Raw genomic sequence first — 20,704 nt, forward strand, 5'->3', positions numbered from 1 at the left:
CGGCCGCGCGCACCCCGGTCTCCCCGGTCACCGCGGTCAGTTCGTGCCGATCTTGGCGAGCAGATCGACGATCCGGGACTGGACCTCGGCGCTCGTCGAGCGCTCGGCCAGGAAGAGCACCGTCTCGCCGACGGCCAGCCGGGGCAGCTGCGCCGGATCCATGTCGGCGGAGGTGTAGACGACCAGCGGGGTGTGATCGAGCAGCCCGTTGGCGCGCAGCCAGTCGACGATGCCGGCCCGCCGGCGGCGCACCTGCATCAGGTCCATCACCACCAGATTCGGCCGCATCTGCGTGGCGAGGGTGACCGCGTCGGCGTCCGCGCAGGCCCGGCCGACCTGCATCCCGCGCCGCTCCAGCGAGGCGGTCAGCGCCGCCGCGATGTCGTCGTTCTGCTCGATCAGCAGCACCCGCGGCGGGTGCACCTCGCTGTCCCGCGGGGCCAGTGCCTTGAGGAGCACGGCCGGGTCGGCGCCGTACGCGGCCTCCCGGGTGGCCTGCCCCAGACCGGCCGTCACCAGGACCGGGACCTTGGCCGCGCCCGCCGCCTGGCGCAGCGACTGGAGCGCGGTGCGGGTGATCGGCCCGGTCAGCGGGTCGACGAAGAGCGCCGCCGGATACGCGGCGATCTGCGCGTCCACCTCCTCACGGGAGTTGACGATCACCGGGCGGTAGCCGCGGTCGCTGAGCGCCTGCTGGGTGGCGCCGTCCGGCGCGGGCCAGACCAGCAGCCGGCGCGGGTTGTCCAGCGGCTCCGGCGGCAGCTCGTCGTCCCGCGGCATGGGCTGACGGTCCATCACCTCGATGGCGCCGTTCGGACCGTCCAGCGGCTCGGGCCCCTCGCTGCCCTCGTCCGGCGCGGAGATCGCGAAGGCCCGGCCCTCGCTCGCGTCCAGCAGATGCGGCTGGGGCGGTGCGGCGGCCGGGTGCTGGGCCTGCTGAGGCGGCTGCTGCGGCGGGGCGGTGGGGTGCGGCCGGGCCTCGGCCGCCCCGGGCCCGGCGGCGGTCGTGCGCTCACCCTCCTGCGGCGGCGCGGCCAGCTTGCGGCGGCGGCCCGAACCGGCGGACGTACCCCCGGGCGGGGTGCTGCCGGGCGGCACCGGCGGGCGCTGCTGGTCGGCGATCTGCTGCGCGAACGGCACGCCCTGCCCGAGCGTGCGCACGCTGAACGCGCGCCCCTGGGAGTGCCCCGCGGCATGCCCGTCGTCCTCGGCGGCGGGCGGCAGCGGCTGACGGTGCGGCGCCGCGGCCGGCCCGCCCTGCGCGGCGGCCGGCGCCGGGCCCGCGGACTCTTCGGCCGGGCTGGGGCGACCGCGCCGGCGGCCGGTGGGGGCGGGGGCCTCGGCGGCCTGCGGATGCTGGGGCGCGGCGGGCGCGTGGGGCGGCTGGGGGGCGGCGGTCTCCGGCGCCGGGGCGATGCCGGCCGCCGTGCCGGTGGCCGAACCCGTCGCCTCGGCCGGTTCGGAGGGCTGCGCCACGAGCCCCTCCGGGCCCGCCACGAAGGTCCCGGAGGACTCGGAGTCGGCCATCGCGGCCGCCGCGCGCTCCTCGGCGGCGGCCCGCCTGGCCCGCCGTCTCCCGGTCGGCTCGCCCTCCCCGTCACCCTGCGGCGGCGTGGCGTCACCGGCCGCGGCGAGCTCGTGGCCCGGCTGCGCGCCGGGCGCCGGGGCCTGCGGACCACCGGCCACCGGACGGCGCGCCCGACGGCGTCCCGTGCCGCTGCCGTCGGACGGTCCCCCACCGGGCAGCCGGTCGGCGGCCGCCGACAGCTCCGGCGACGACTGCGGGGCGCGGTCCGCCGCGGCGGGCGGCAGCGCGAAGGCCGTGCGGGCACCGGAAGCCTGCGGGGCACCGGCGGCCGCCTGGCCGTCGCCCTGCGCGGGACGCCCCGGCGCCTCGGCCAGCGCCCGGCGCGCCCGTCGGCCGTTCTGCGGTACGGGGGCGAGCCCCTGCGGGCCCGCCGACTGGCCGGGAATGTGGGCCTGGCCCGGAGCCGCGGCCTGATCCGGCGCCGGGGCCTGGCCCGGAATCTGCGGGCGCGACGCAACCTGCGCGGGCGCCTCGGCCGCCGTCGTGTGGGAACCGGCGGGCAGCGCGGGCAGGCCGCCGCCCTCCGTCGCCCCCTGCCGGGCCCGGCGCCGTCCGGTCGGCGGCACGGCCTCGGCCCCCGCCATCCCCGGCGGCAGCCCCGCCCCGTGCGTACCGTCACCGTGCTGCGGGTGCGCGCCCCGGCCGCCGTCGGTCCCGGCCGCGCCCGTCCCGCCCCGGTCGCCGTCGCCCACCGCACCGTGCGGACCGGCGGCCTGCGGGCCGCCCGCCGCCGCAGGTGCGCCCGACTGCGCGCCCTGCTCCGCACCCGAGTGCCGCGCCCGCCGGCGGCCGGTCGGCTGCGCGCCGCCCGCCTGGGCCGGCACGACACCGTGCCCCGCACCGCCGCCGAGCGGCTGCCCGGACCCGCCGCTGCCACCCGGTCCACCGGGCCCGCCGTCACCACCGGGACGGCCCTCGCCGCCCTCGCCGCCCTCGTCGTCCGGCCGCTCGACGGCCGCGGAATCCGCCGCGTTCTGGGTGCCCCGCGCCCGCGCGGCCGGCACCGGCATCACCGTCGTCTCGTTGCCGGTCGGCTCGGGTCCCCGGTCCGCCCCGGCGTCCAGGGCCGCGCCGTCCGCCGCCACCGGCAGCTCCAGCACATACGCGCTGCCGCCCGCACCGGGCCCGCCGCCGGGCGCCCCCGGCACGTCGTGGGTCTGCAGCAGCCCGCCGTGCTGCCGCACGATGCCGCGCACGATCGGCTCATGGACCGGGTCGCCGCCGCCGAACGGCCCGCGCACCTCGATCCGTACGACATCGCCGCGCTTGGCCGCCGCCACCACGATCGTCGAATCACCCGGGATCGGCCCCGAACGCCCGCCCATGGCGGTCTCGCCGGCCGGCATCCGGCCCGTCGAATCCACCCCGGCGACATCCGCGATCAGATGCGACAGCGCCTGCGCGATCCGCTCCGCGTCGACCGTCGCCTCTATCGGCGGCGCATGCACCGCGAACTGTGCGCGGCCCGGCCCGATCAGCTCGATCGCGCCCTCCACACCCGCCGCGACCACCGCGTCCATGGACACCGTCGTGCGGTGCAGCTTCTCCTTGCCGGAGTCCAGCCGCTGGAAGCTGAGGACGTTGTCCACCAGCGTCGTCATCCGGGCATGGCCGGCCGCGAGGTGGTGCAGGATCTGGTTGGCCTCGGGCCACAGCTGCCCGGCCGGGTCCGAGGCGAGCGTGCCCAGCTCGCCCTTCAGCTCCTCCAACGGCCCGCGCAGCGCCTGGTCGAGCACCGCCAGCAGCTGGGTGTGCCGGGCCGCCAGCGCGTCGAAGGCGCGGCGGTCGGTGAAGGTCATCACCGCGCCGACGAGCTGATCGCCGTCCCGCACCGGCGCCGTCGTCAGATCGACGGACACCGCGCGCCCGTCCTTCGCCCACAGCGCCTGTCCGCGCACCCGGTGCTTGCGTCCCGACTTGAGCGTGTCCGCCAGCGGGGTGTCCTCCCACGGCAGTGTCGAGCCGTCCGTCCGGGAGTGGTGGATGAGCGGATGCAGCTCCTTGCCGCCCAGCTCGCTCGCCCGGTAGCCCAGGATCTGTGCCGCGGACGGATTGACGAGCACGACCTTGCCCTCGGCGTCGACCCCGACCACCCCCTCGGCCGCGGCCCGCAGGATCATCTCGGTCTGCCGCTGCTGCCGGGCCAGCTCGGTCTCGGTGTCCAGCGTCCCGGTCAGATCGCGGACCACCAGCATCAGCAGCTCGTTGCCCGTGTAGCCGTTGCGGTGATCGGCGTACGCGGCCTCGAAGGCCGACTCGTACGGCGTGCGGCCGTCCTCGAGATTCGCGCTGGTCACCTCGACCAGCAGCTCGGTCCCGTCGGTCCGCCGCGCGACCATCCGCGTCGGCTTCGTGCGGGTGCCCTCTTCCTCCTCGTCCAGGCGCCGCATGGAGCCCGGGATCCGCTTGGAGTCGAAGGACGGCAGCAGATCGAGCAGCCCGCGCCCGACCAGGGCCGTGCCCGGCGCCTCGAAGGTCTCCAGCGCGATGGTGTTGGCGTTGACGACGGTGCCGTTGCAGTTCACCAGCAACAGGGCGTCGGGGAGGGCGTCGAGTATGGCTGCGAGGCGAGCAGCGCCTCGGGATGGCCTGCTGCTCACGACGACGCTTCCTCCCTGTTACCGCACCTTGCCGGATCCACCGCGGTGGACCGCTGGGATGGAGTCTACGGGCACTTGCCCGGGACGCGGAGGCGGATGACGAGGAGGTACTGCCACGGGGTTGTGCGACTCGCCGCACGACCGACATGTGCCCCTCGTCCTGACCTGCCGCGCTACTACGGCACGAACCGGGTCATGAGCGGGTCGAGGGGAGCAGGGGTTCGAAGTGGCCCCAGCGGCTGATCTCACACCCATTGGTGCGCCGGAAGTCGGCGTTGACGGGGCGCCCGGCCCAGGTACCGGTGACATGGGCGAGGGCCGGCCCGCCGTACATCATCGTGCAGTTCACCCCTTGCGGCACCGGGGCGAACGGGTCCCGGCCCCACCGCGCCATCCCGTCGAGCTTCGCGCACGCGGCCTTGACGTGCGGGTGGTTGCCGCCGCCGGGGTGGCAGTACAGCTCGAAGGTGCCGTCGGTGCGCGCCGAGCCGGAGTGGTGGACGGTGACGGTGAGGTGATCGCCGCGCCCGAGGTCCGCCACCGGCCGGGCGGCGGCGGGGGAGCCCCCGTCGGGCGTCCGGGGGTCGGCGACGTGATGGCCGGCGCCGACCAGACCGGTCCCGGACCAGTGGTGCGGCAGCGGGATCGGGGCGGCCGCCGCGGCGGGCCCGGCCAGGGTCAGCGCGGCGGCGGAGGCGAGGGACACGGCGGTCGCCGCGGCGGCGAGGCGGGTGCCGGCCGTGGCGGTGGCGCCGACGACTGCGGAGAAAAGGGATGACGTCCGGTGGTGCGGCATCACAGGCTCCAGAGGCGAGTGCGGGGCGGCACGCGGTGCGTACACGCTGGGGGCGCACGACGACGACGTCGCAACGGCCCCACACTCCTAACGCGCTACCGCCCTCGACGTTGCGCCGCAGGAACGTCTTTGCCGGGCGGGCCGCGTGGCTAGTACCGTGGGGGGCGATTGGTGACAGCCCTTGGAGCTGTGCCATTATCTGGACACACCACAGCGCGCATCTGCGTGCGTGGGGTGTGTGGAGGCGTCGCCTAGTCCGGTCTATGGCGCCGCACTGCTAATGCGGTTTGGGGTTTACCCCCCATCGAGGGTTCAAATCCCTCCGCCTCCGCTCTCCGTTCGGGCCCCGGTCTTCGAGACCGGGGCCCGAACGCTTTTCCGGGCGGCACGGGGCTTGTCCGCGGCCGGTCTCCGGTCCGTGCGGGTCCGGGCGGTTCCGGGTGGTTCCGTGCGGGTCCGGGTGGGGCGTCGGGCGGGTCCGGGTTACGGCAGGCTCCCGCCGCACCGATCCCCTCCCCCATCCATCGGCCCGGGGCGACCGACCCTCGGGGGAGGCAGCCGGTCGGCCGAAAGGGGTCATCCGGCCGCGACCCGCCCGCACGCACTCTGGGCATGCCCGGCCGGACCACGCCACCCTGAACCCATGACGACCCCGAACCGCCGACCCGCGTCCCCGTGCGGCCCCGCCATCGGCGGCATCCCCGTCCCCGACAGCACCCTGGCCCGGGAGGCGACCGAACTCGTCCGCGACGTCACCGACGACCTGATCTACCACCACTCCCGCCGCGTCTACCTCTTCGGCGCCCACCACGGCCACCACCGGGGCCTGGACTTCGACCCGGAGCTGCTCTACGTGGGCGCCCTCTTCCATGACCTCGGCCTCACTGGGAAGTTCCGCACCTCCCGGCAGCGCTTCGAGCTCGACGGCGCCGACGAGGCCCGCGCCTTCCTGACCGCCCGCGGCATCCCCGAGGACCGCGCCCGCCTGGTCTGGGAAGGCATCGCCCTGCACACCACCCCGGAGATCCCGCACCACATGGCCCCTGAGGTCGCGCTCGTCACCGCCGGCGTCGAACTCGACGTCCTCGGCATCGGCTACGACACCCTCCCCACGGAGACCCGCGAAGCCGTCGTCGCGGCCCACCCGCGCCCCGACTTCAAGCGCCGCATCCTCCACGCCTTCCACGCCGGCCTGGCGCACCGCCCCGCGACCACCTTCGGCAATGTGAAGGCCGACGTCCTGGACCGATTCGAAGAGGGCTACACCCGCCCGAACTTCGTCCGCATCATCGAGGACTCCCCCTGGCCCGAGTAGCCCCCCCCAAACACCCCCACAAGCGCGTTTCCGCAGGTCAGGGGTGCTACGGGCAATGGATTTCGCCTCACGGCGCAGGTCATGTAATGTTGTTCCCGCAACGCCGACCGGCAAGAAAAACCGCCGGAAAGCCAAGCGCTCGTAGCTTAACGGATAGAGCATCTGACTACGGATCAGAAGGTTGCAGGTTCGAATCCTGCCGAGCGCACAGCAGGTCAAAGCCCCCGCCGGGTAATCCGGACGGGGGCTTTGTCGTGCCGTACAGCAGCGAAGTACAGCAACCGGGTCAGCTGGCGCCGCCCATCGCTTCGGAGAGCTTGCCGAGGGCCGCGCGCACCTCTTCCTCACTCGCTTCGGCGTAGACCTCCATCGTCATCGCAATCTGGGAGTGCCGGAGGATCCGCTGCGCGATCTTCGGATGCACCTTCAGGGCGACCAGCAGCGAACCGCAGGTGTGCCGCGTGTTCCGCAGCGGGATGCCCCGAAGGCCGGCCCGGCGAGCCCGTAGCGCGAACATCCGGGTCATGTTGCCCGGCTCGATCGGCGTGCCGTACTTCGTCGTGAAGACGAGACCGCGGCTGTCCTGCCACAGATCACCGACCGCCTTCCGGTCCCCGATCTGCAGAGCGCGACGCATCCGGAGCGCCTTGAGGCAGAGCGCCGGCAGCGGCAGGAAGTCGTCCGACTCCTCCGTCTTGGTCTCCCGGTGGAGGAGCTGGCGCCCCGCCCGCTGGATCTGGTGATCCACGTACAGCTCACCCGCCTCGAAGTCGATGGACTTCCACGTCAGGCCCAGCACCTCACCACGGCGAAGCCCGAGGCACAGCACGAGCACCCAGGCTGCGAGGAGCGGATCCTCCCGAGTCACGGCGTCCGCCAGGAAATGACCTGCCTCGGCCGCGGACCAGGGCTTGATCCGGCGACGCCGCGGCTTGGGCACCTTCACCAGGGCGGCGACGTTCTTCCCGATCTCCTCTTCGGTGACCGCGTGTGTCAGGGCGGCCCGCAGGGCATCGCGAGCCGCTTGGATCACCCGACGGGATGCATACGCCTCACAGCACTCCCCGGCTGCACAGCAGCGCCGACGGCTGGGAGCCCTCTTGGCGTCCTTCCCCTGGGCGCAGCACTGGCAGGTGATCGTCAGCTTGGTCAGCCATTCGCGCACGTCCCGGACGGTGAGCTTGTCCAGCCGCTTCGAGCCGAGGTGGGGAGCGATGTAGAGCCGTACGCAGCCCTCGTACGAGACGTATGACAGGGGCGCGAGGTTCGGCTTCACGATGGACTCAAGCCAGTACGCCAGGAAGGCGGAGACCGTGCGGTGTCGAGTAGCGACCGGGCCGTTCTTCGCTTCCACGTGAAGCTTGATCCACTTGTCGTGGACGTCTTCGCGGGTCTTGCCGTAGACGTACTTGCGCTTCTTCGTGCCGTCCGGGGTGGTCACCCAGGCGTAAGCGGCGAAGCCGTTCTTGTAGGGGTAGATCGAGCCTTCACCGTTGCCACGCTTGCCGCTCATGCTGACCACTCCATCTCCGCTTCACGGGCACGGCGTTCGATGTACTCATCCACCCAGCGGGGCAGGATGCGGCGGTTGCGGCCGTCCTTGATGGAGTGGATCTCGCCGGTGAGCACGAGCATCTTGGTCTTGGACAGGCCGTAGCCGAGCATCTGCGCGACTTCGGCGGTGGTGTGCCACTTCCTCTCGATCAGGGTGGTGGTCATGACCAGTCGTCTCCTTCTTCGGCTTGGAGGTCGGCGCGGGCTTGGCGTGCGGTGTCGCGGTTGGTCTGGATGTCGCGGGCGATGGTGGCGGCGAGGGCGGATTCGCCGGGGGTGTGGCCGTGGCCGGCGTACTGCCAGTCGGTCAGGACGAGGACGGTGTCCGGCTGCGCGGTTTCGAGGCCGAGGGCTTGGCGTTCCTGGGCGGCGCGGAAGTCGGCGCGGGCCGCGCGCAGCTCGCCGAGGGTGACCGAGTAGCGGCGGGACTTGGAGGAGAAGTGGCCGCGGAAACCGAGCATGTGGGCCCAGGCCCAGAGGCGACGGTCCGGGTAGAGCGGATCCAGGGTCTTGCACGCGGTGATCAGGCGGCGGGTGTGTTCGGGGACCTGGTGGTGGTCCAGCTCGGTGAGTTCGCCGATGCGGCGGTCGAGAGTGCCGGTGGTCTCGGCGGCTTTGGTCGCGTACTTCGCGACGTAGGAGGCCACGGCCTGTTCGGTGATGTCGGAGCCGTCGCCGAATGCCTTGACCGGCCGGACGTCCAGTTGCGTGCCCCAGTGGAAGGTCCGGGTGGGCTGGTCGCCGGCAGGCGGGGCCGTGACCGAGGTGTAGGAGTGCGTGGCGGCGGCGCGGATCGCGTCGGTCAGCAGGTCGACGCTTGCCCAGGACGGCGGCGGTGTTCCGGGGCCGTCCGGTCCGTCGATGCGGATCACCGCGTGGAAGTGGAGGGCGCCGCGCTTCTGGAATTCGGCGACCTTGCCGTAGGAGAGGCGGGCCGATTCCTTGAGGGCGCGTTGGGTGAGGTCGGCGCGGGCGGCCAATTCGCGGCGGAGTCGGGTGGTGAAGCGTTGCCAGAGGTCGCCCGCGTGATTGTTGAACAGGACGGCGGCGGCGTAGTCGTACGTCTCGTGGTCCAGGGCGGTGCCGAGCGCCGGATCGTCCGTGCGGTGCTGTGTGCCGCAGCGGCAGACGCCTCGGTCGGGCTGGTTGTGCACGGGGCCGAAGGAGGGCGCGGTGAGCGTGGTGAAGACACGGGGGTGGTCTCGAACGGTGCCGGGGATGTCGCGGCGGTCGTCTCCGGCCAGGCCGGCGCGGATGAGGCGGTAGGTGTCCCCGGCGTACGTCCAGGCGCAGGCGGGGCAGCGGGAGGCACGGCGGTTGCCGCAGGCGAGGCGGAGTCGTCCGCCGGGTTCGGTGGCGGTTGAGTAGTGGTGCAGGGTCTCGCCCGACGTGCGGTCCTTGGTAAGGGTCCAGCCGGTGAGGTGGATCGGGTCGGAGCAGCCGCCGGTGCGGTGAATCTGGTCGGCCCAGCGGTCGTAGTCGGGGGCCGAAGCCACCCTCAGCAGGTCGCCGAGGGTGGTCAGGTCGAGGAGCGCGTCAGGCACGGGCGACCTCCCGCGTACGCGGGTGTGGTCGGTCATGATGGAGCTTCCTTCCGGATCTGTGGTTCGGGCAGGAGCACGGCTCCCGGGCGGCGGAGACTTGGCGGTTGAGGCCGCCCGGGGGCCGGTCAGCGGTGCGTGCGCCCGGAGGCGAGCAGCGAGCGGAGGACGACCGCGCAGACGGCGACGGACACCCCGCTGATGGCGACCGCCAGGAGCATCGAGACCAGGACGGCGCCGACGACCAGGACCACGCCCGTGCCGCCGCCGACGAGGGCGACCGCGGTACCGGGCGTGAGTTGAACGGCGGGGCGGGGCGAGGACTGAGCGACCGGGGCCGGCGCCGGGGCGTGCCGCACGGGGGCGGTCGGTTCGACGGTGAGAGGAACGACGAGCCCGGTGGGCGTCGGGTTGGTCGGGACCTTGGGACGGAACATGGTGGATCTCCCTTCTGCAGGCGTTACTTGACGGCTGCGTTGATGGCGGAGGCCAGGAAGCTGTCGGCGAGGAGGTAGCCGCCGAGGAGGAACACGGCTACGAGCCACCAGGGCGGGCGGATGAGCTTGATCCCGAGGTAGCCGACGGCGATCAGAGCGAGCCAGAGCGGGACGTCCATGGGGTCTCCTCGGTCGTTCAGCGGACGGAGCAGCGGTGGGTGCGGGCGGCGAGCTGGGCGGCCGAGCGGCTGGAGAAGTCGGAAGACCAGCCGCAGCGGTCGGCGGTGCAGACGGCGGCGTGCTTGGTGCGGCCGTGGCGGTCGCGATGGGTGCCGATCTGTACGGGGCCGATCCGCATGACGGAGTGGAAGTGGTCGCGGGGAGGCATGGTGGTTCTCCTTGCTGGTCAGGTGAGTTGGGCGGCGATGGAGTCGGCGAGCTTGGGCGGGACGCCGAGGCGGACCCGCAGGGTGTCGGCGTCGATCCGGTCCCCGGTCCGGGCGCGGTGTTCGTCTGCGACCTTGCGGGCGTGGGCGACGAGCGCGGCCGGGACGGGCGCGGGTGCGGGTGCAGGCCGGGACGGTTCGGCGGGGGGCTCAGTCGTGGGGAGGTCGACGGCGCGCAACTCGGCCGGATTGTCCGGGAGTTCGGCTTCAGGAGCCGGAGCGGGCACCGGAGTCACGTCGATCGGCGGGGCGGGATCGGCCGCTTCAGCTGCACTCCGCGTATGCGCCAGCAGCGTCCCGCCGAGAAAGGCGAGCGCCGGCCATCCGGCGATGCCGAAGCGGAGCCAGGCGGGTGGGTGCCGGAGGTCGAGGAACCCAGCGGTCACGACGTTGGCGCCGAGCGAAGCCACCAAGGCGATCAGGAACCAGCACCACGCGAGCCGGGACGAGCCGTCGTTGCGGAGTCGCCGCCAGGCCGCGACCAGCAGCAGGTCGACGCTGATCGGGTAGGCCCACGCCTTCCAGCCGTCCTGTCCGGCAGCGGCGGCCAGGTCGTGGAGGTGGGCGAAGGAGAGCGCTCCGGCGATCACGGCTTGTACGAGAACGGGGTCCGGGCGGATGCGTCCCATGACGGTTCTCCTTCCGGGAGCTGACATGGAGGGGTAGGGACTTGGCGCGTCGAGGTGGCGGCCGACCTTGGGAAGGGGAGGGTCAGGCAGTCGCGGAGGACGCCTTGGCGAGCCGCACGGCAGTCGAGGCCGGCGGGGCGACGGCGGGCCGGAAGGGCGCGAGCGCGGGCAGGTCCGGCGTGCGGTCGGCGTACTTGTTGCAGAGGTTCACTGCCTCGCGCAGCGAGGTGTGCGGGGCGCGGATGCGTGACCAGCCACCGCTCAAGTCACCGGCGACAGCGATGCCGGGGGCGTCCGCGGGTATCTGGATGGCGGCCAGTACGGCGTCCGGGGAGATGTCGCCGAAGGCCATGTTGGCGCTGGTCTCGTCGTTGACGCGGTGCACCGTACGGCCGGTGAGCTGGGCCCGGAGCATCGTGATGCCCTTGCCGAGTTCGGAGCCGAAGCGCTGGCCGCAGATCTCCAGGTAGATGCCGGCGGCGCGGCCGAGCTGGGCCAGCCGGACGAGCGCGGTGATGGTCCGGTCCCGGCGCTTCTCCTCCTCCTTGGAGGCGAAGAGCGCGAGTTCGGACACCTCGTCCACCAGGACCACGACGGGCGTGGGCCGCAGGTCCTCGGCCAGGTCCCAGATGTCGGCGGCGATCTCCGCATCCGGGACGTTCACGCTGATGCGCTGTTCCTCGCGGACGAGTTGGTAGACGTACTCCATGTGCGAGACCAGAGCTTCGAGCAGATCGAGTGCGGTGTCCTGGTTGTCGGCGAGGGCGGAAAAGCGGCGAGCCAGTGGGAACAGCTCGACGCCCTGCTTGCAGTCGATGCCGACGAGCGCCACGTCCTGGGCGGCGAGGCCGGCCACCAGATTGCGCTGGTAGACGGACTTGCCCGACTCGGTGGCCCCGATCGTGAGCCCGTGCGGGACGATCCGGAAATCTCGGTAGTGGACCGCCCCGTCCTCGCGCAGTGCGACGGGCACACGCATCGGAGTGCGGTCGATCTTGGCGGGCATCTGCACGCGCTTGAGCACGTCGTAGCCCGTCATCCGCAGTTCGACGACCCCGGAGCGGATCTCCCGGGCGGTGACGCCGTACATCCCGAAGGAGTGCCGCAGCCGATCGGTGGCGGCGGAGACATCGAATGCGTCCTGGCCGGGCCGGAGTTTGAGCCGCAGGACGAGCCCGGTACGGGTCGGCCGGAGGCGGAGGATGCGTGGGGCGCGCGACTCGGGGGCCGGGCGGTCGGTCATGCGAGCGAGCGCGAGCCGCCAGCGCGAGGGCGGGACGGTCAGGCCGCAGGCGTCCATGACCGAGGCATACCGGACTAACACCCGCAGCGCGGCGAGTACGACCCCGAGCGTCATCCAGTACCAGGCGGGGCGCCGCCACCGCAGTACGACAGCGGTGGCGACGACCAGCAGCAGTACGACCGAGAGACGGGCCATGATCAGGCCGCCTCAGCCTGCGAGCCGCCGGCGGCGAGCGAGGTGACCGCCACGGCGCGGAAGGCGATGCCGTGCCGCTTCTGCCCGTTGAACTCGTTCTCCCACGGCCGGGCGATCAGGCCGGTCAGCGCCACCGGCGTGCCCATGCCCAGCTCACCGGAGACCCCGCTCTCGGGGACGGTGACGGAAAGGATCTCCACCGCGTCGTTGGCGGCGAACATCACGTCCACGGTCATGAGCTTCGCCCCGGTCTCGACGTCGAGGGCGACCTCACCGGTACGGCGGTCCTTGACCTTGATCTGCGGCTGCTTCGCGACCATCACGGTCGCGGCGGAGGTGTCGACGGGGATCTGACGCACTACGGATCACTCCTCTATAGATCATAGAACTCCGTCACTCATGTACATGAGTGACATGAAGAAGAGTGCCTGACTCCTGTACATGAGTCAACCCGCCTCGACGAAGAAGTCGGGGCGGGCTGAGGAGAGTTGAGCGGGTGTCAGTCAGTGGCGGGGATGCGGTAGCTGAAAACGAACTGGTCAGCGGCCATGAGGGTGTCGCAGACCTCCACCACTCGGCCTTCGGTCGTCAGCGCCTCACGGACGAGATGCACGACGGGGGCACCGGGGCTGAGCGCCAGCTCGGACGCTTCGGCCTTGGTGGCGGACCGGGCCTGCAAGGTCTCCACGAACTCGGCGAACTCATACCCGTGGTCTTCGAGTCGGGCGTAGATACCGCCACCGCCGGGATTCTCGGCGAAGAGCTCGGGGATGTCCTTCACGACGTCCCACGGCAGGTACGAGCTGGCCGTCTCGACCGGCGTGCCGTTACGGAAGTACAGCCGCCGGCGGGCGAGAACCTGAGTGCCGGGCTCGACCCCGAGCCGCTCGGCCACGTCCTCGGGGACCTCCATGGGCCCGATGTACAGCACGCTGACCTTGGCCGTAGCCCCCGACTGCGCGGACTCCGCCAGATACGCAGCCTTGCCGCCCTGCCGGTGCGAGCGACGGAAGCGGTCGGAGGATCGGTGCCGTACCGGCGGCCGGTCCTTCACGATCGAGCCCTTGCCGTGGCGGGTCTCCACCAGACCGCTCGCCCGGACCTCCACCATCGCCTTGCGGATCGTGCCGCCCGAGACGCCGTAGCGTTCGACCAGCTCCGATTCACTCGGCACCATCTCGCCGGGCTTGAGGACCCCAGCCCTGATCTGCTGGAGGACATCGTCGGCGATCTGCACGTATCGAGGTACGGCCCTGCCCCCTCCTACCGCGGTTCCCATCGTTCTTCCCATCCTCCTATGCTCCTGTACATGAGTAACAGCGCTCCGGAAGCCCAGTCAATGCCACTGCATTCCGTGTCCGTGGCCGGAGTGGTGGTCCGCGAGGACGGCAAGCTCCTAACGATCCGGCGGGCCGACAACGGCGCTTGGGAGCTCCCGGGCGGGGTGCTCGAACTCGACGAGACCCCGGAGGCCGGCGTACGACGCGAAGTCTGGGAAGAAACGGGCATCCACATCGAGGTGGACGAGCTCACCGGGGTCTACAAGAACACGACACGAGGCATCGTCGCCCTGGTCTTCCGCTGCAAGCCGGTAGGCGGCGAGGAGCGGACCTCCAGCGAGTCGACGGCGGTCACCTGGCTCACGCCCGACGAGGTGGCGCAGTCCATGTCCGAGGTCTACGCGGTCCGGTTCCTGGACGCCTTGGACGGGGCGGGCCCTCACGTACGAAGCCACGACGGCAAACGGCTGGCCCGGGCGCGATAGAACTTTCCCTACTTCATCAAGGCTCGCTGCGCTCGCTACCCGGCCCCGCGGTAGGGGCAGTTCAGGAGCACACCACACGCTGGCGCAGGAGCGCTGACGTTCCCGGCCTCCTGGAACTGCAAGCAGTCAGATCACAGATCAGAGGTGCCGCGCACAGCGCGGCGGCGCCGGCCGTCGCCGCCGCACGGCTCCCTCCTCGTCTCCGCCGCCGGGGCCGCGCGCCGTCGACGCCCGCGCCCACAAGGGGCGAAAGACCAGGCCGGGGGTGGGGCGGTCGGCTCCACGGCTTTACCCACCTCCCCGGTTCGGGTCCCGCGTCGAGCAAGACCAGGGGGCCACTCGTTCAAATTCCGGGCAGCTCACAAGCCTGCCCGAGTTGCCGGCCAGCGTACGGCCCCCTGCTCATGCTCGACCCCAAACCGGGCAGGCCACCGGCCAAAGCCGTGGAGCCGACCTATCGCGTGCGTTGCCCGACGATCACAGACGTCACAACAGTCACAGGTGAAGATAGATCAGGCACGTAATAGACGATCACAAACAAGACCATCACTGCCGCCCAGCGGGTGGCCCGCTTGCCCTTGAACCTGGTCAGCCACGCGGTGTGGGCACGCAACTTCGTGCCCGCTGACGAAGGCTTACTAAACATGCACGCACTCTCCTCACTCAGTTCCCGCTTCAACTCAGCACAGAAGTGCTGCGCTGCAGGCCCTGACCGTTCCAACTCCCTTACACAGTGATTAGGGAACCGAGACCACTCAGTCCGAAGAAGCAACTAAGGTGAGGTCCGGGGGCTTTCCGAACGTTCCGAGTCGGACACGTCGGACGCGAGTGCATCGGGAGATCGGCGGTACGGATGACCGAAGACAGCTCGACTCAAGTACTGCAGGAGGAGCTGCGGTCTCTGGAACGACGAGCCCAGGCCGTCCGTAGGGGCCACGGGCGTTCGTGGACTCGCAACGTGGCTGTTCAAGCATCAGGACTCTCGAAGCAGACAGTAAGCGGCTGGTTTAGTCAGAAACATCCGAGAGTTCCCAAAAACCCGGATGACCTATGGAAGCTGGTATCTATTTACAGCTCATGGGCGAACGAGAGGGCGCGTCGACCTTACTGGGAAAAACTCCTGGAATGCGCCAATGCTGCGATAATCGCCGCTACTCCTTCAAAGGCATTAGATCAAAGGGTAAGGGATTGGACAGACCCTTTCGCGCTTGAGGTTCACCGCTCCATTTCCTCGAGAGAGCGGCAATTTGACCTCCCTTCACTTCCTGCTTATGTTCGACGCCCTCATGATGGTTTACTTGAAGACGCTGCTTTAGAAGCGGCCAACGGAGCAAGCAGGATTTCCATCTTGCTTGGGGAATCTTCTACAGGCAAGACTCGAGCATGCTGGGAAGTCCTGCAAAAAATTCCCGACTCGTGGAATCTTTGGCATCCAATCTCCCCTTCACACGCTGAGGCGCTAGCCGTCGTCATAGATAAAGGAATTCCCCCCAGGACAGTTCTATGGCTCAACGAAACACAGCTCTATCTCGACACCCCCGCAAGCTCCCTGGGAGAACGCGTAGCCGCTGGCCTACGTGAATTGCTCAGAGACCCCAAAGCGGGTCCTATTTTGATTCTGGGAACGATGTGGCCCAAACATTGGGGCAGAATTACAAGGTGCCCTGCTGCAGGTGGTGACGACAGGCACCCTCAGGCGCGATCCCTCCTCGCTGGTTCAGATATCCTAGTTCCTAGTAGTTTCCTTAGGGAGCCGCTAGAAAATCTGAAAGAGCTGATGAAAGCAGACCCCAGGCTAGCCGAAGCCTACAAGAGCACGAAGGGTAAAAAGGCTCGCATTACACAGTTCCTCGCAGGGGCTCCCGCACAAATGGAACGCTACCTTAATGGGCCCCAGGGTGCGAGAGCGATTGTGGATGCGGCAATCGATTTGCGTCGCTTCGGGCATGCGCCGATAATTCGTGAGTCATTGTTGGTGGAAATGTCGTCCGCCGCTTTGGACCTGGACGAGTTGATCCTGTTGGGTGACAATTGGGTTGGGGAATCCCTTGAGTACACGCTCACACCCTGTAAAGGTGTGAGCGGCCCGCTGAGTCGAGTGTCGCCGATACTAGATACCGCTGGTTCAGATCGGCATTATCGGATTTCGGACTATGTAGAGCAAGTTGGAAGCGCTGCACGCGCCTCCCTGTTGCCTCCCTCTGATTTTCCGTACATAGTGCTTCAAAATGTTAACGAATTGGAGCAACTTCGCGCCATCGCCTCTTCTCTTGCGGATAGGGGGCGGATCTTCCATGCTGCGCAGCTATACCTGCGAGCATCGGAACTTGGCGACTATGAATCTGGTTTCAAGTTGGCTGACATTCTAGATTTCGCAAAGGATCATGTAGGTGCGATAGAGGTGGTGAGGCGCCATCACGATGCAGGAGATCCTGGTAGCGCCAAGAAACTAGTGGGCTACTTGTATGAAAGTGGCCAGATCATAGAGGTTGAAGAGATTTGCATTAAGGAGATTGAACACGGAGACGCGAGGCCTCTGGTTTCCTTGAGAGAGTTCTGCGACAGCTACGATGACTCTGCGACACATCAACACATTGAAGGCAAGGTGCTAAGTCGAAAGTTTCCAGACCTCTATTCTCGCATATGCAGCTCAGAGGATCGTATTTCAAACTACGTCCAGTTTGCGATAGAGGTGTCGCGCCAGCTTAAAGTCTCGCAAGATGAGGCAGAAAGTCTGATCGATGCAGAAATTGAAGCCATGATGCCTAGGCTGCATTTGATTAATGGTGCCATGGAAGAGGAGGTCGGCGAGTTGCGTACCGCAACCGAGCGTTTGCACTTGCTTGTTGAAGAAGGCAAGTCGGACATCTTTCATATTGAGACCGTGCGCATACTTCAGAGAATTGAGGATCTCCAGAATTCAGGAGATTTTGCGGAGGCGCGAAACCTGATCGATAATGGATTGAATTGTGGGAGAATTGGATTGGAGGTCTTGGATGTACTCCTCTCTGAGTCCGATTCTTCACACTTGGAGGAATCTGCGTTGCGATTCGGCCTTGATTGGGAGGGGGATCTGATTGGCCCATGGGCGCTAGCAGATGTGCGGCATGCATGCCATCTGGCACTTGGGGGCGATGAGTAGCCATACCGCGTCGATCATTTTTGAATCTAGAGCGACTGTTTAAGATATCGGCCCACAAGCGCAGTTCGAAAGCACGCCTTAGGCTGGGCAAGCCATGCAGCTGGTGGGGGCTGTGAACTGCCAACGCTGATTGGTGGGACGTACCCGTCCCCGGAGCGCAGCATGAGGTCCCAACCGGAGATGATGGTCGAACGGCAGGGGAGCCCCGTTGAACATTGGGCTCCCGTGCCGTCCGGTGTGTCGCTGCTACTCGAAGGTCGTCGCAGGCAGTCGAGGGCCCTCGTCGTCTTCGCAAGCAGGAGGATCCGCTAACGGCAGGCGGTGACCACGGCTGATCGCTACACGACGCACCTCGCGCAGGGCTTCAGCCATGTTCAGCGCCAGGAGCCGGACTTCGTTCGGCTCGGCCTCTCCGTCGCCAAGCACTTCGAGCGCGTGCTCCAGGAGCTCGCCTGACATTTCCAGCTGCACCGCTTCCGTGGTGTCCGCAAGGCGCGATAGGTAGCCACCGCTGCCCTCGGTGCTCAGATAGCAGGGGTTGCCCTCGGGTCCTGACCACGGGAGGAGCCGCAGCTCGCTGTGGGTCGTCATCCTCCGCTTGTCCTCTCGTGAGTCAAGTGGTGAGTGGTGAAGAATGCGTCGGCGCGGTCGCCAGGAAGCACCAGGAGCGCCGCCTCGACCACGCGGCCTGTGTGGTCGGCCGCCACGCGCGTGATCGCGAGTACTGACAAGGTCGAGCTGATGCGAAGGGTCGCCGCTTCCTCTGGTGTCGGAGGACGAGCGCTGACTCGTTCGCGGACCTCAGCCAGCGGCGGGCGGAGCTCTGTCAGCTTCGCCTCAACGCTCTTGCAGCAGTGCGATTCGGCGGGAACGTCGGTCGGCGACAGGTCGCGAGGTACGTAGATGCGAGCGAGGCTGTGCGGTGACTTCCCCTCGTGGGTGAGGCAGAGGAATTCGGTGAGCGGGCTACTGGCCGACACCCCCAGCAGAAAGGTCAGTTGACCGTGCGCCTGGAGGTTGGTGGTGCGGACGCTGACGCGTAACGCCGACTCGGCGGAGGACTCCGTCCTGAGCGTGTGACCGCCGCCGATGTACGTGATTCTGCGGAGGGGGTAGCGGACGAAGTTGCCCTTGCCGTGGATCTTCTCGACGAGCCCTTCGCCCTGTAGGGCCGAGAGGGCGCTTCGCAACGTCGACGTGCTGACCCCGTAGCGGGAAGCGAGCTGCGCCTCAGAAGGGAGACATGCGCCGGCCTTGATCCGGCCGGTCGAGATCTTGTTCCGGAGGTCATCGGCAATGACGTGACGGCGAGAAGTCACGGACGGCATCACCACCTTCTCAGCGTGCGTAGGACTACAAGCCGAGAGCGGGCGTGCAGGGTGAGCAGTTCGCCCGACTCGAAGCACAGACGCTTCGCTCCGCCGGGAAGCTGGAGCAGGTTGGTGACACGACACGAATGGCCGCCGATCTGGATGATGTCGCCGCGCTGCACGCTGGCAGATGTGATCTCGACAGGGGCGGCCGGTGCACCACCCGGCGCCCAGCCCCTCACTGGGGTCCGTCCTTTCGGTCACCGCGGGAGGCCACTGTGTGGCAGGCGCAACTGCACGCCTCGTAGACGATGGGAACGCCGACCGGTGCAGCCGCGGGCGAGGAATGCGCGCACTCACTGTGCCTACCGATCCGGCAGGAACTCGATTGATAGGTAACGGCCTTCGGGTTGCTCACGCAGTGCTTCTGACGAGGAGGCATCAAAGGGCCTCCGCCGTCGCGGACCAGTTGTGGCGGATACGGTTGAACATGCTGATCAGCTCCTATCGCTGACGGCCAGGCCCCCGGACATCGCCTGTCGCGGGGGCCGTTCTGTGTACGGCGGCCCATAAGGTGCGGCCGTTCAAGCTGTTGGCGAAGAGCCCGAATCGGTCGGCCTCCGCCACCACTTCCAAGACCTCCCGCCATGACTCGGCGGAGAGCGCTTCCGGTACCTCCGCTTCGATCGAGGTGACTACGTGGTGGTGCTCCACGCGCGGGGTGAGGCCGGCGGCGGACAGCCGGGCTGCGATGCCTTCGGCTCTTGGTTCCGAAGCAGGCACAGGGCAGCCTCCGTCACTGGCGGTCACTTGGAGTGAAGCTAGTTAACTAGATTAGGGCTAGTGGACTAGATTTTCCATATGCCTGAGCAGCCGCCGTATCTCCGAATCGCTGACGAGCTCCGGCGACGGATCGCGGAGCAGGAGTGGACGCCGGGAGACCGACTCCCGTCGCGCGCCCAGATTGCCGAGGAGTGCGACGTCGGCGAGAACGTGGTTCGTCGCGCTCAAGAGCTACTGATTTCCCAGGGAGCGCTGGAGGGTCGTGCCGGATCCGGTACGTACGTTGCCGCCCCTCGTCAGCGTGTACGCGTGGTCCGCTCCTCGGCGCGCGAGCAGCCTGACGGTTCCCCGTTCCGCGCGGACATGAAGGCCGCGGGCAAGTTGGGGGATTGGGAGAGCCGGACCGAGGCGAAGGTGCCGGCGCCTGCCGAGATCTCGTCGCGGCTCGGTATCGCCGAGGGTGATCTGTGCGTCCGCACCGTGTACGAGTTCCTCGCTGACGGTAAGCCTGTGCAGCTGTCGACGAGCTGGGAGCCGTACGACCTCACCGCTGGCACCGTCGTCGTCCTCCCCGAGGGAGGGCCGCACGCAGGCGCGGGCGTGGTGAACCGCATGGCCGAGATCGGCATCACGATCAGCCACGCAGTGGAGCAGCCGGAGCCGCGGCAAGCGAATGCCGAGGAGGCATCGCTCCTCGGGATCCAGAAGGGCGGCTTGGTCACGCACGTCCGGCGGACGTATTACAGCGACGAGGGGCGGCCCGTTGAGACGGCGGACATCGTCGTCCCTGCCGCTCTGTGCGAGATCGTCTACGAGATCCCCATCAGTCGTTAGTGGAGCTGACGTTCCCAACCCGGTGTTCCCACACGACTAGCGAACGGAGACGTGCATGCCCACACAGCCTCCAGTGTGTCTGCGCTGTGAGCAGGACTGGGTTCATCCGTGGTGATGCGACCTCGACGACCCTGCTGCCGGTAGTTCGCAACGAGGGGTCAACGTGCATCAGGTCCCACGTGTTGGGCTCCTGTCGAACTTGTCTTCACTTGCGCAGCCCCGGCTGCGCTCCGCTCCGCCGGGCGCGCTACCGGCTCCGCCGCGGGCGCCGCTTCTGTCTTCGGCTCGCTCCGCCGGCGCTGCGCCGACGAGCGCCCTGGAGAGGGTTGGCTGGCGGCATGAGGCCAGAACACATCGTGGCTGGGGCGATGGGTTCCACGGCTTTAGGCAGCCACTTAGGGGGGAGCCTCGAAGATCATGGCCCCAACGTCGTGCGTTACCGGGCAGGTCCACAGACTGCCCGACGCGCCGGAAGCTTACGGAGCCATGATCACTCCCCCCCAATCCGCTCCGCCGACCTCATAAT

20 protein-coding genes and 2 tRNA genes are annotated in these 20,704 nt (G+C 68.8%); 7 read left to right on the plus strand and 15 right to left on the minus strand.

The window, feature by feature from the left end; genetic code table 11:
• Positions 1–36: 36 nt before the first annotated feature.
• Together ACQP17_RS19195 and ACQP17_RS19200 are read right to left on the minus strand one after the other, a co-directional pair.
• Positions 37–4,188: a PAS domain-containing protein gene (locus ACQP17_RS19195; protein WP_433857376.1), complete on the minus strand. Its 4,152-nt coding sequence runs from the start codon at positions 4,186–4,188 to the stop codon at positions 37–39.
• A gap of 193 nt (positions 4,189–4,381) precedes the next feature.
• Complete coding sequence (locus ACQP17_RS19200; RefSeq protein WP_433857377.1) at positions 4,382–4,984, minus strand: SSI family serine proteinase inhibitor; 603 nt, start codon at positions 4,982–4,984, stop codon at positions 4,382–4,384.
• 240 nt (positions 4,985–5,224) lie between these two features.
• Between ACQP17_RS19200 and ACQP17_RS19205 the strand changes: the two genes are divergently transcribed.
• From ACQP17_RS19205 to ACQP17_RS19215, 3 genes are all read left to right on the plus strand, one after another.
• Positions 5,225–5,315: transfer RNA gene (locus ACQP17_RS19205), tRNA-Ser, on the plus strand.
• A 312-nt stretch (positions 5,316–5,627) separates the two neighbouring features.
• Positions 5,628–6,299 (plus strand): HD domain-containing protein, encoded by a 672-nt coding sequence (locus ACQP17_RS19210; RefSeq protein ID WP_433857378.1) that lies wholly within the window; start codon positions 5,628–5,630, stop codon positions 6,297–6,299.
• 135 nt (positions 6,300–6,434) lie between these two features.
• A tRNA-Arg gene (locus ACQP17_RS19215) sits at positions 6,435–6,507 on the plus strand.
• Positions 6,508–6,585: 78 nt separating this feature from the next.
• Here ACQP17_RS19215 and ACQP17_RS19220 read toward each other — a convergent pair.
• From ACQP17_RS19220 to ACQP17_RS19265, 10 genes are all read right to left on the minus strand, one after another.
• Positions 6,586–7,821: a site-specific integrase gene (locus ACQP17_RS19220; protein WP_433857379.1), complete on the minus strand. Its 1,236-nt coding sequence runs from the start codon at positions 7,819–7,821 to the stop codon at positions 6,586–6,588.
• Positions 7,809–8,018, minus strand: a complete 210-nt coding sequence (locus tag ACQP17_RS19225) for a helix-turn-helix domain-containing protein (protein ID WP_382856323.1) — start codon at positions 8,016–8,018, stop codon at positions 7,809–7,811. Before ACQP17_RS19225 ends, ACQP17_RS19220 begins: the two co-directional genes overlap by 13 nt.
• The gene (gene repSA, locus ACQP17_RS19230) at positions 8,015–9,433 is read right to left on the minus strand and encodes a replication initiator protein RepSA (protein WP_433857380.1); all 1,419 of its coding nucleotides are present in this window, start codon (positions 9,431–9,433) and stop codon (positions 8,015–8,017) included. Before repSA ends, ACQP17_RS19225 begins: the two co-directional genes overlap by 4 nt.
• An 89-nt stretch (positions 9,434–9,522) precedes the next feature.
• Positions 9,523–9,831, minus strand: a complete 309-nt coding sequence (locus tag ACQP17_RS19235; protein ID WP_433857381.1) for a SpdD-like protein — start codon at positions 9,829–9,831, stop codon at positions 9,523–9,525.
• 23 nt (positions 9,832–9,854) lie between these two features.
• Entirely contained in the window at positions 9,855–10,010 is a 156-nt protein-coding gene (locus ACQP17_RS19240) for a hypothetical protein (protein WP_433857382.1), read from the minus strand.
• 17 nt (positions 10,011–10,027) lie between these two features.
• The gene (locus tag ACQP17_RS19245; RefSeq protein ID WP_433857383.1) at positions 10,028–10,219 is read right to left on the minus strand and encodes a mobile element transfer protein; all 192 of its coding nucleotides are present in this window, start codon (positions 10,217–10,219) and stop codon (positions 10,028–10,030) included.
• 18 nt (positions 10,220–10,237) lie between these two features.
• Complete coding sequence (locus ACQP17_RS19250; protein ID WP_433857384.1) at positions 10,238–10,906, minus strand: DUF2637 domain-containing protein; 669 nt, start codon at positions 10,904–10,906, stop codon at positions 10,238–10,240.
• Positions 10,907–10,988: 82 nt separating this feature from the next.
• Positions 10,989–12,344, minus strand: a complete 1,356-nt coding sequence (locus ACQP17_RS19255; RefSeq protein WP_433857385.1) for an FtsK/SpoIIIE domain-containing protein — start codon at positions 12,342–12,344, stop codon at positions 10,989–10,991.
• A 2-nt stretch (positions 12,345–12,346) separates the two neighbouring features.
• Positions 12,347–12,703, minus strand: coding sequence for a hypothetical protein (locus tag ACQP17_RS19260; protein WP_030988949.1), 357 nt, complete (start codon positions 12,701–12,703; stop codon positions 12,347–12,349).
• A gap of 140 nt (positions 12,704–12,843) precedes the next feature.
• Positions 12,844–13,623 (minus strand): GntR family transcriptional regulator, encoded by a 780-nt coding sequence (locus ACQP17_RS19265; protein WP_433857386.1) that lies wholly within the window; start codon positions 13,621–13,623, stop codon positions 12,844–12,846.
• 18 nt (positions 13,624–13,641) lie between these two features.
• Here ACQP17_RS19265 and ACQP17_RS19270 point away from each other — a divergent pair, with 18 nt between their 5' ends.
• The 3 genes from ACQP17_RS19270 to ACQP17_RS19280 all read left to right on the plus strand — a co-directional run bounded on the left by ACQP17_RS19270 (position 13,642) and on the right by ACQP17_RS19280 (position 17,707).
• Complete coding sequence (locus ACQP17_RS19270) at positions 13,642–14,109, plus strand: NUDIX hydrolase (RefSeq protein WP_433857387.1); 468 nt, start codon at positions 13,642–13,644, stop codon at positions 14,107–14,109.
• 958 nt (positions 14,110–15,067) lie between these two features.
• Complete coding sequence (locus tag ACQP17_RS19275; protein WP_433857388.1) at positions 15,068–17,251, plus strand: hypothetical protein; 2,184 nt, start codon at positions 15,068–15,070, stop codon at positions 17,249–17,251.
• 321 nt (positions 17,252–17,572) lie between these two features.
• Positions 17,573–17,707 (plus strand): hypothetical protein, encoded by a 135-nt coding sequence (locus tag ACQP17_RS19280; protein WP_433857389.1) that lies wholly within the window; start codon positions 17,573–17,575, stop codon positions 17,705–17,707.
• A 131-nt stretch (positions 17,708–17,838) separates the two neighbouring features.
• On the opposite strand, the gene ACQP17_RS19285 is transcribed toward ACQP17_RS19280, so the two are convergent.
• The 3 genes from ACQP17_RS19285 to ACQP17_RS19295 form a co-directional block, all read right to left on the minus strand.
• Positions 17,839–18,579: a GntR family transcriptional regulator gene (locus ACQP17_RS19285; protein ID WP_433859945.1), complete on the minus strand. Its 741-nt coding sequence runs from the start codon at positions 18,577–18,579 to the stop codon at positions 17,839–17,841.
• Positions 18,579–18,803: a hypothetical protein gene (locus ACQP17_RS19290; RefSeq protein WP_433857390.1), complete on the minus strand. Its 225-nt coding sequence runs from the start codon at positions 18,801–18,803 to the stop codon at positions 18,579–18,581. Before ACQP17_RS19290 ends, ACQP17_RS19285 begins: the two co-directional genes overlap by 1 nt.
• 262 nt (positions 18,804–19,065) lie before the next feature.
• The gene (locus ACQP17_RS19295; protein ID WP_433857391.1) at positions 19,066–19,344 is read right to left on the minus strand and encodes a hypothetical protein; all 279 of its coding nucleotides are present in this window, start codon (positions 19,342–19,344) and stop codon (positions 19,066–19,068) included.
• Positions 19,345–19,422: 78 nt separating this feature from the next.
• Between ACQP17_RS19295 and ACQP17_RS19300 the strand changes: the two genes are divergently transcribed.
• Positions 19,423–20,178: a GntR family transcriptional regulator gene (locus ACQP17_RS19300; protein ID WP_433857392.1), complete on the plus strand. Its 756-nt coding sequence runs from the start codon at positions 19,423–19,425 to the stop codon at positions 20,176–20,178.
• Positions 20,179–20,704: the final 526 nt, after the last annotated feature.

This window comes from Streptomyces kronopolitis (genome assembly GCF_050953795.1).
GTDB classification, from domain to species: Bacteria; Actinomycetota; Actinomycetes; order Streptomycetales; family Streptomycetaceae; genus Streptomyces; species Streptomyces kronopolitis_A.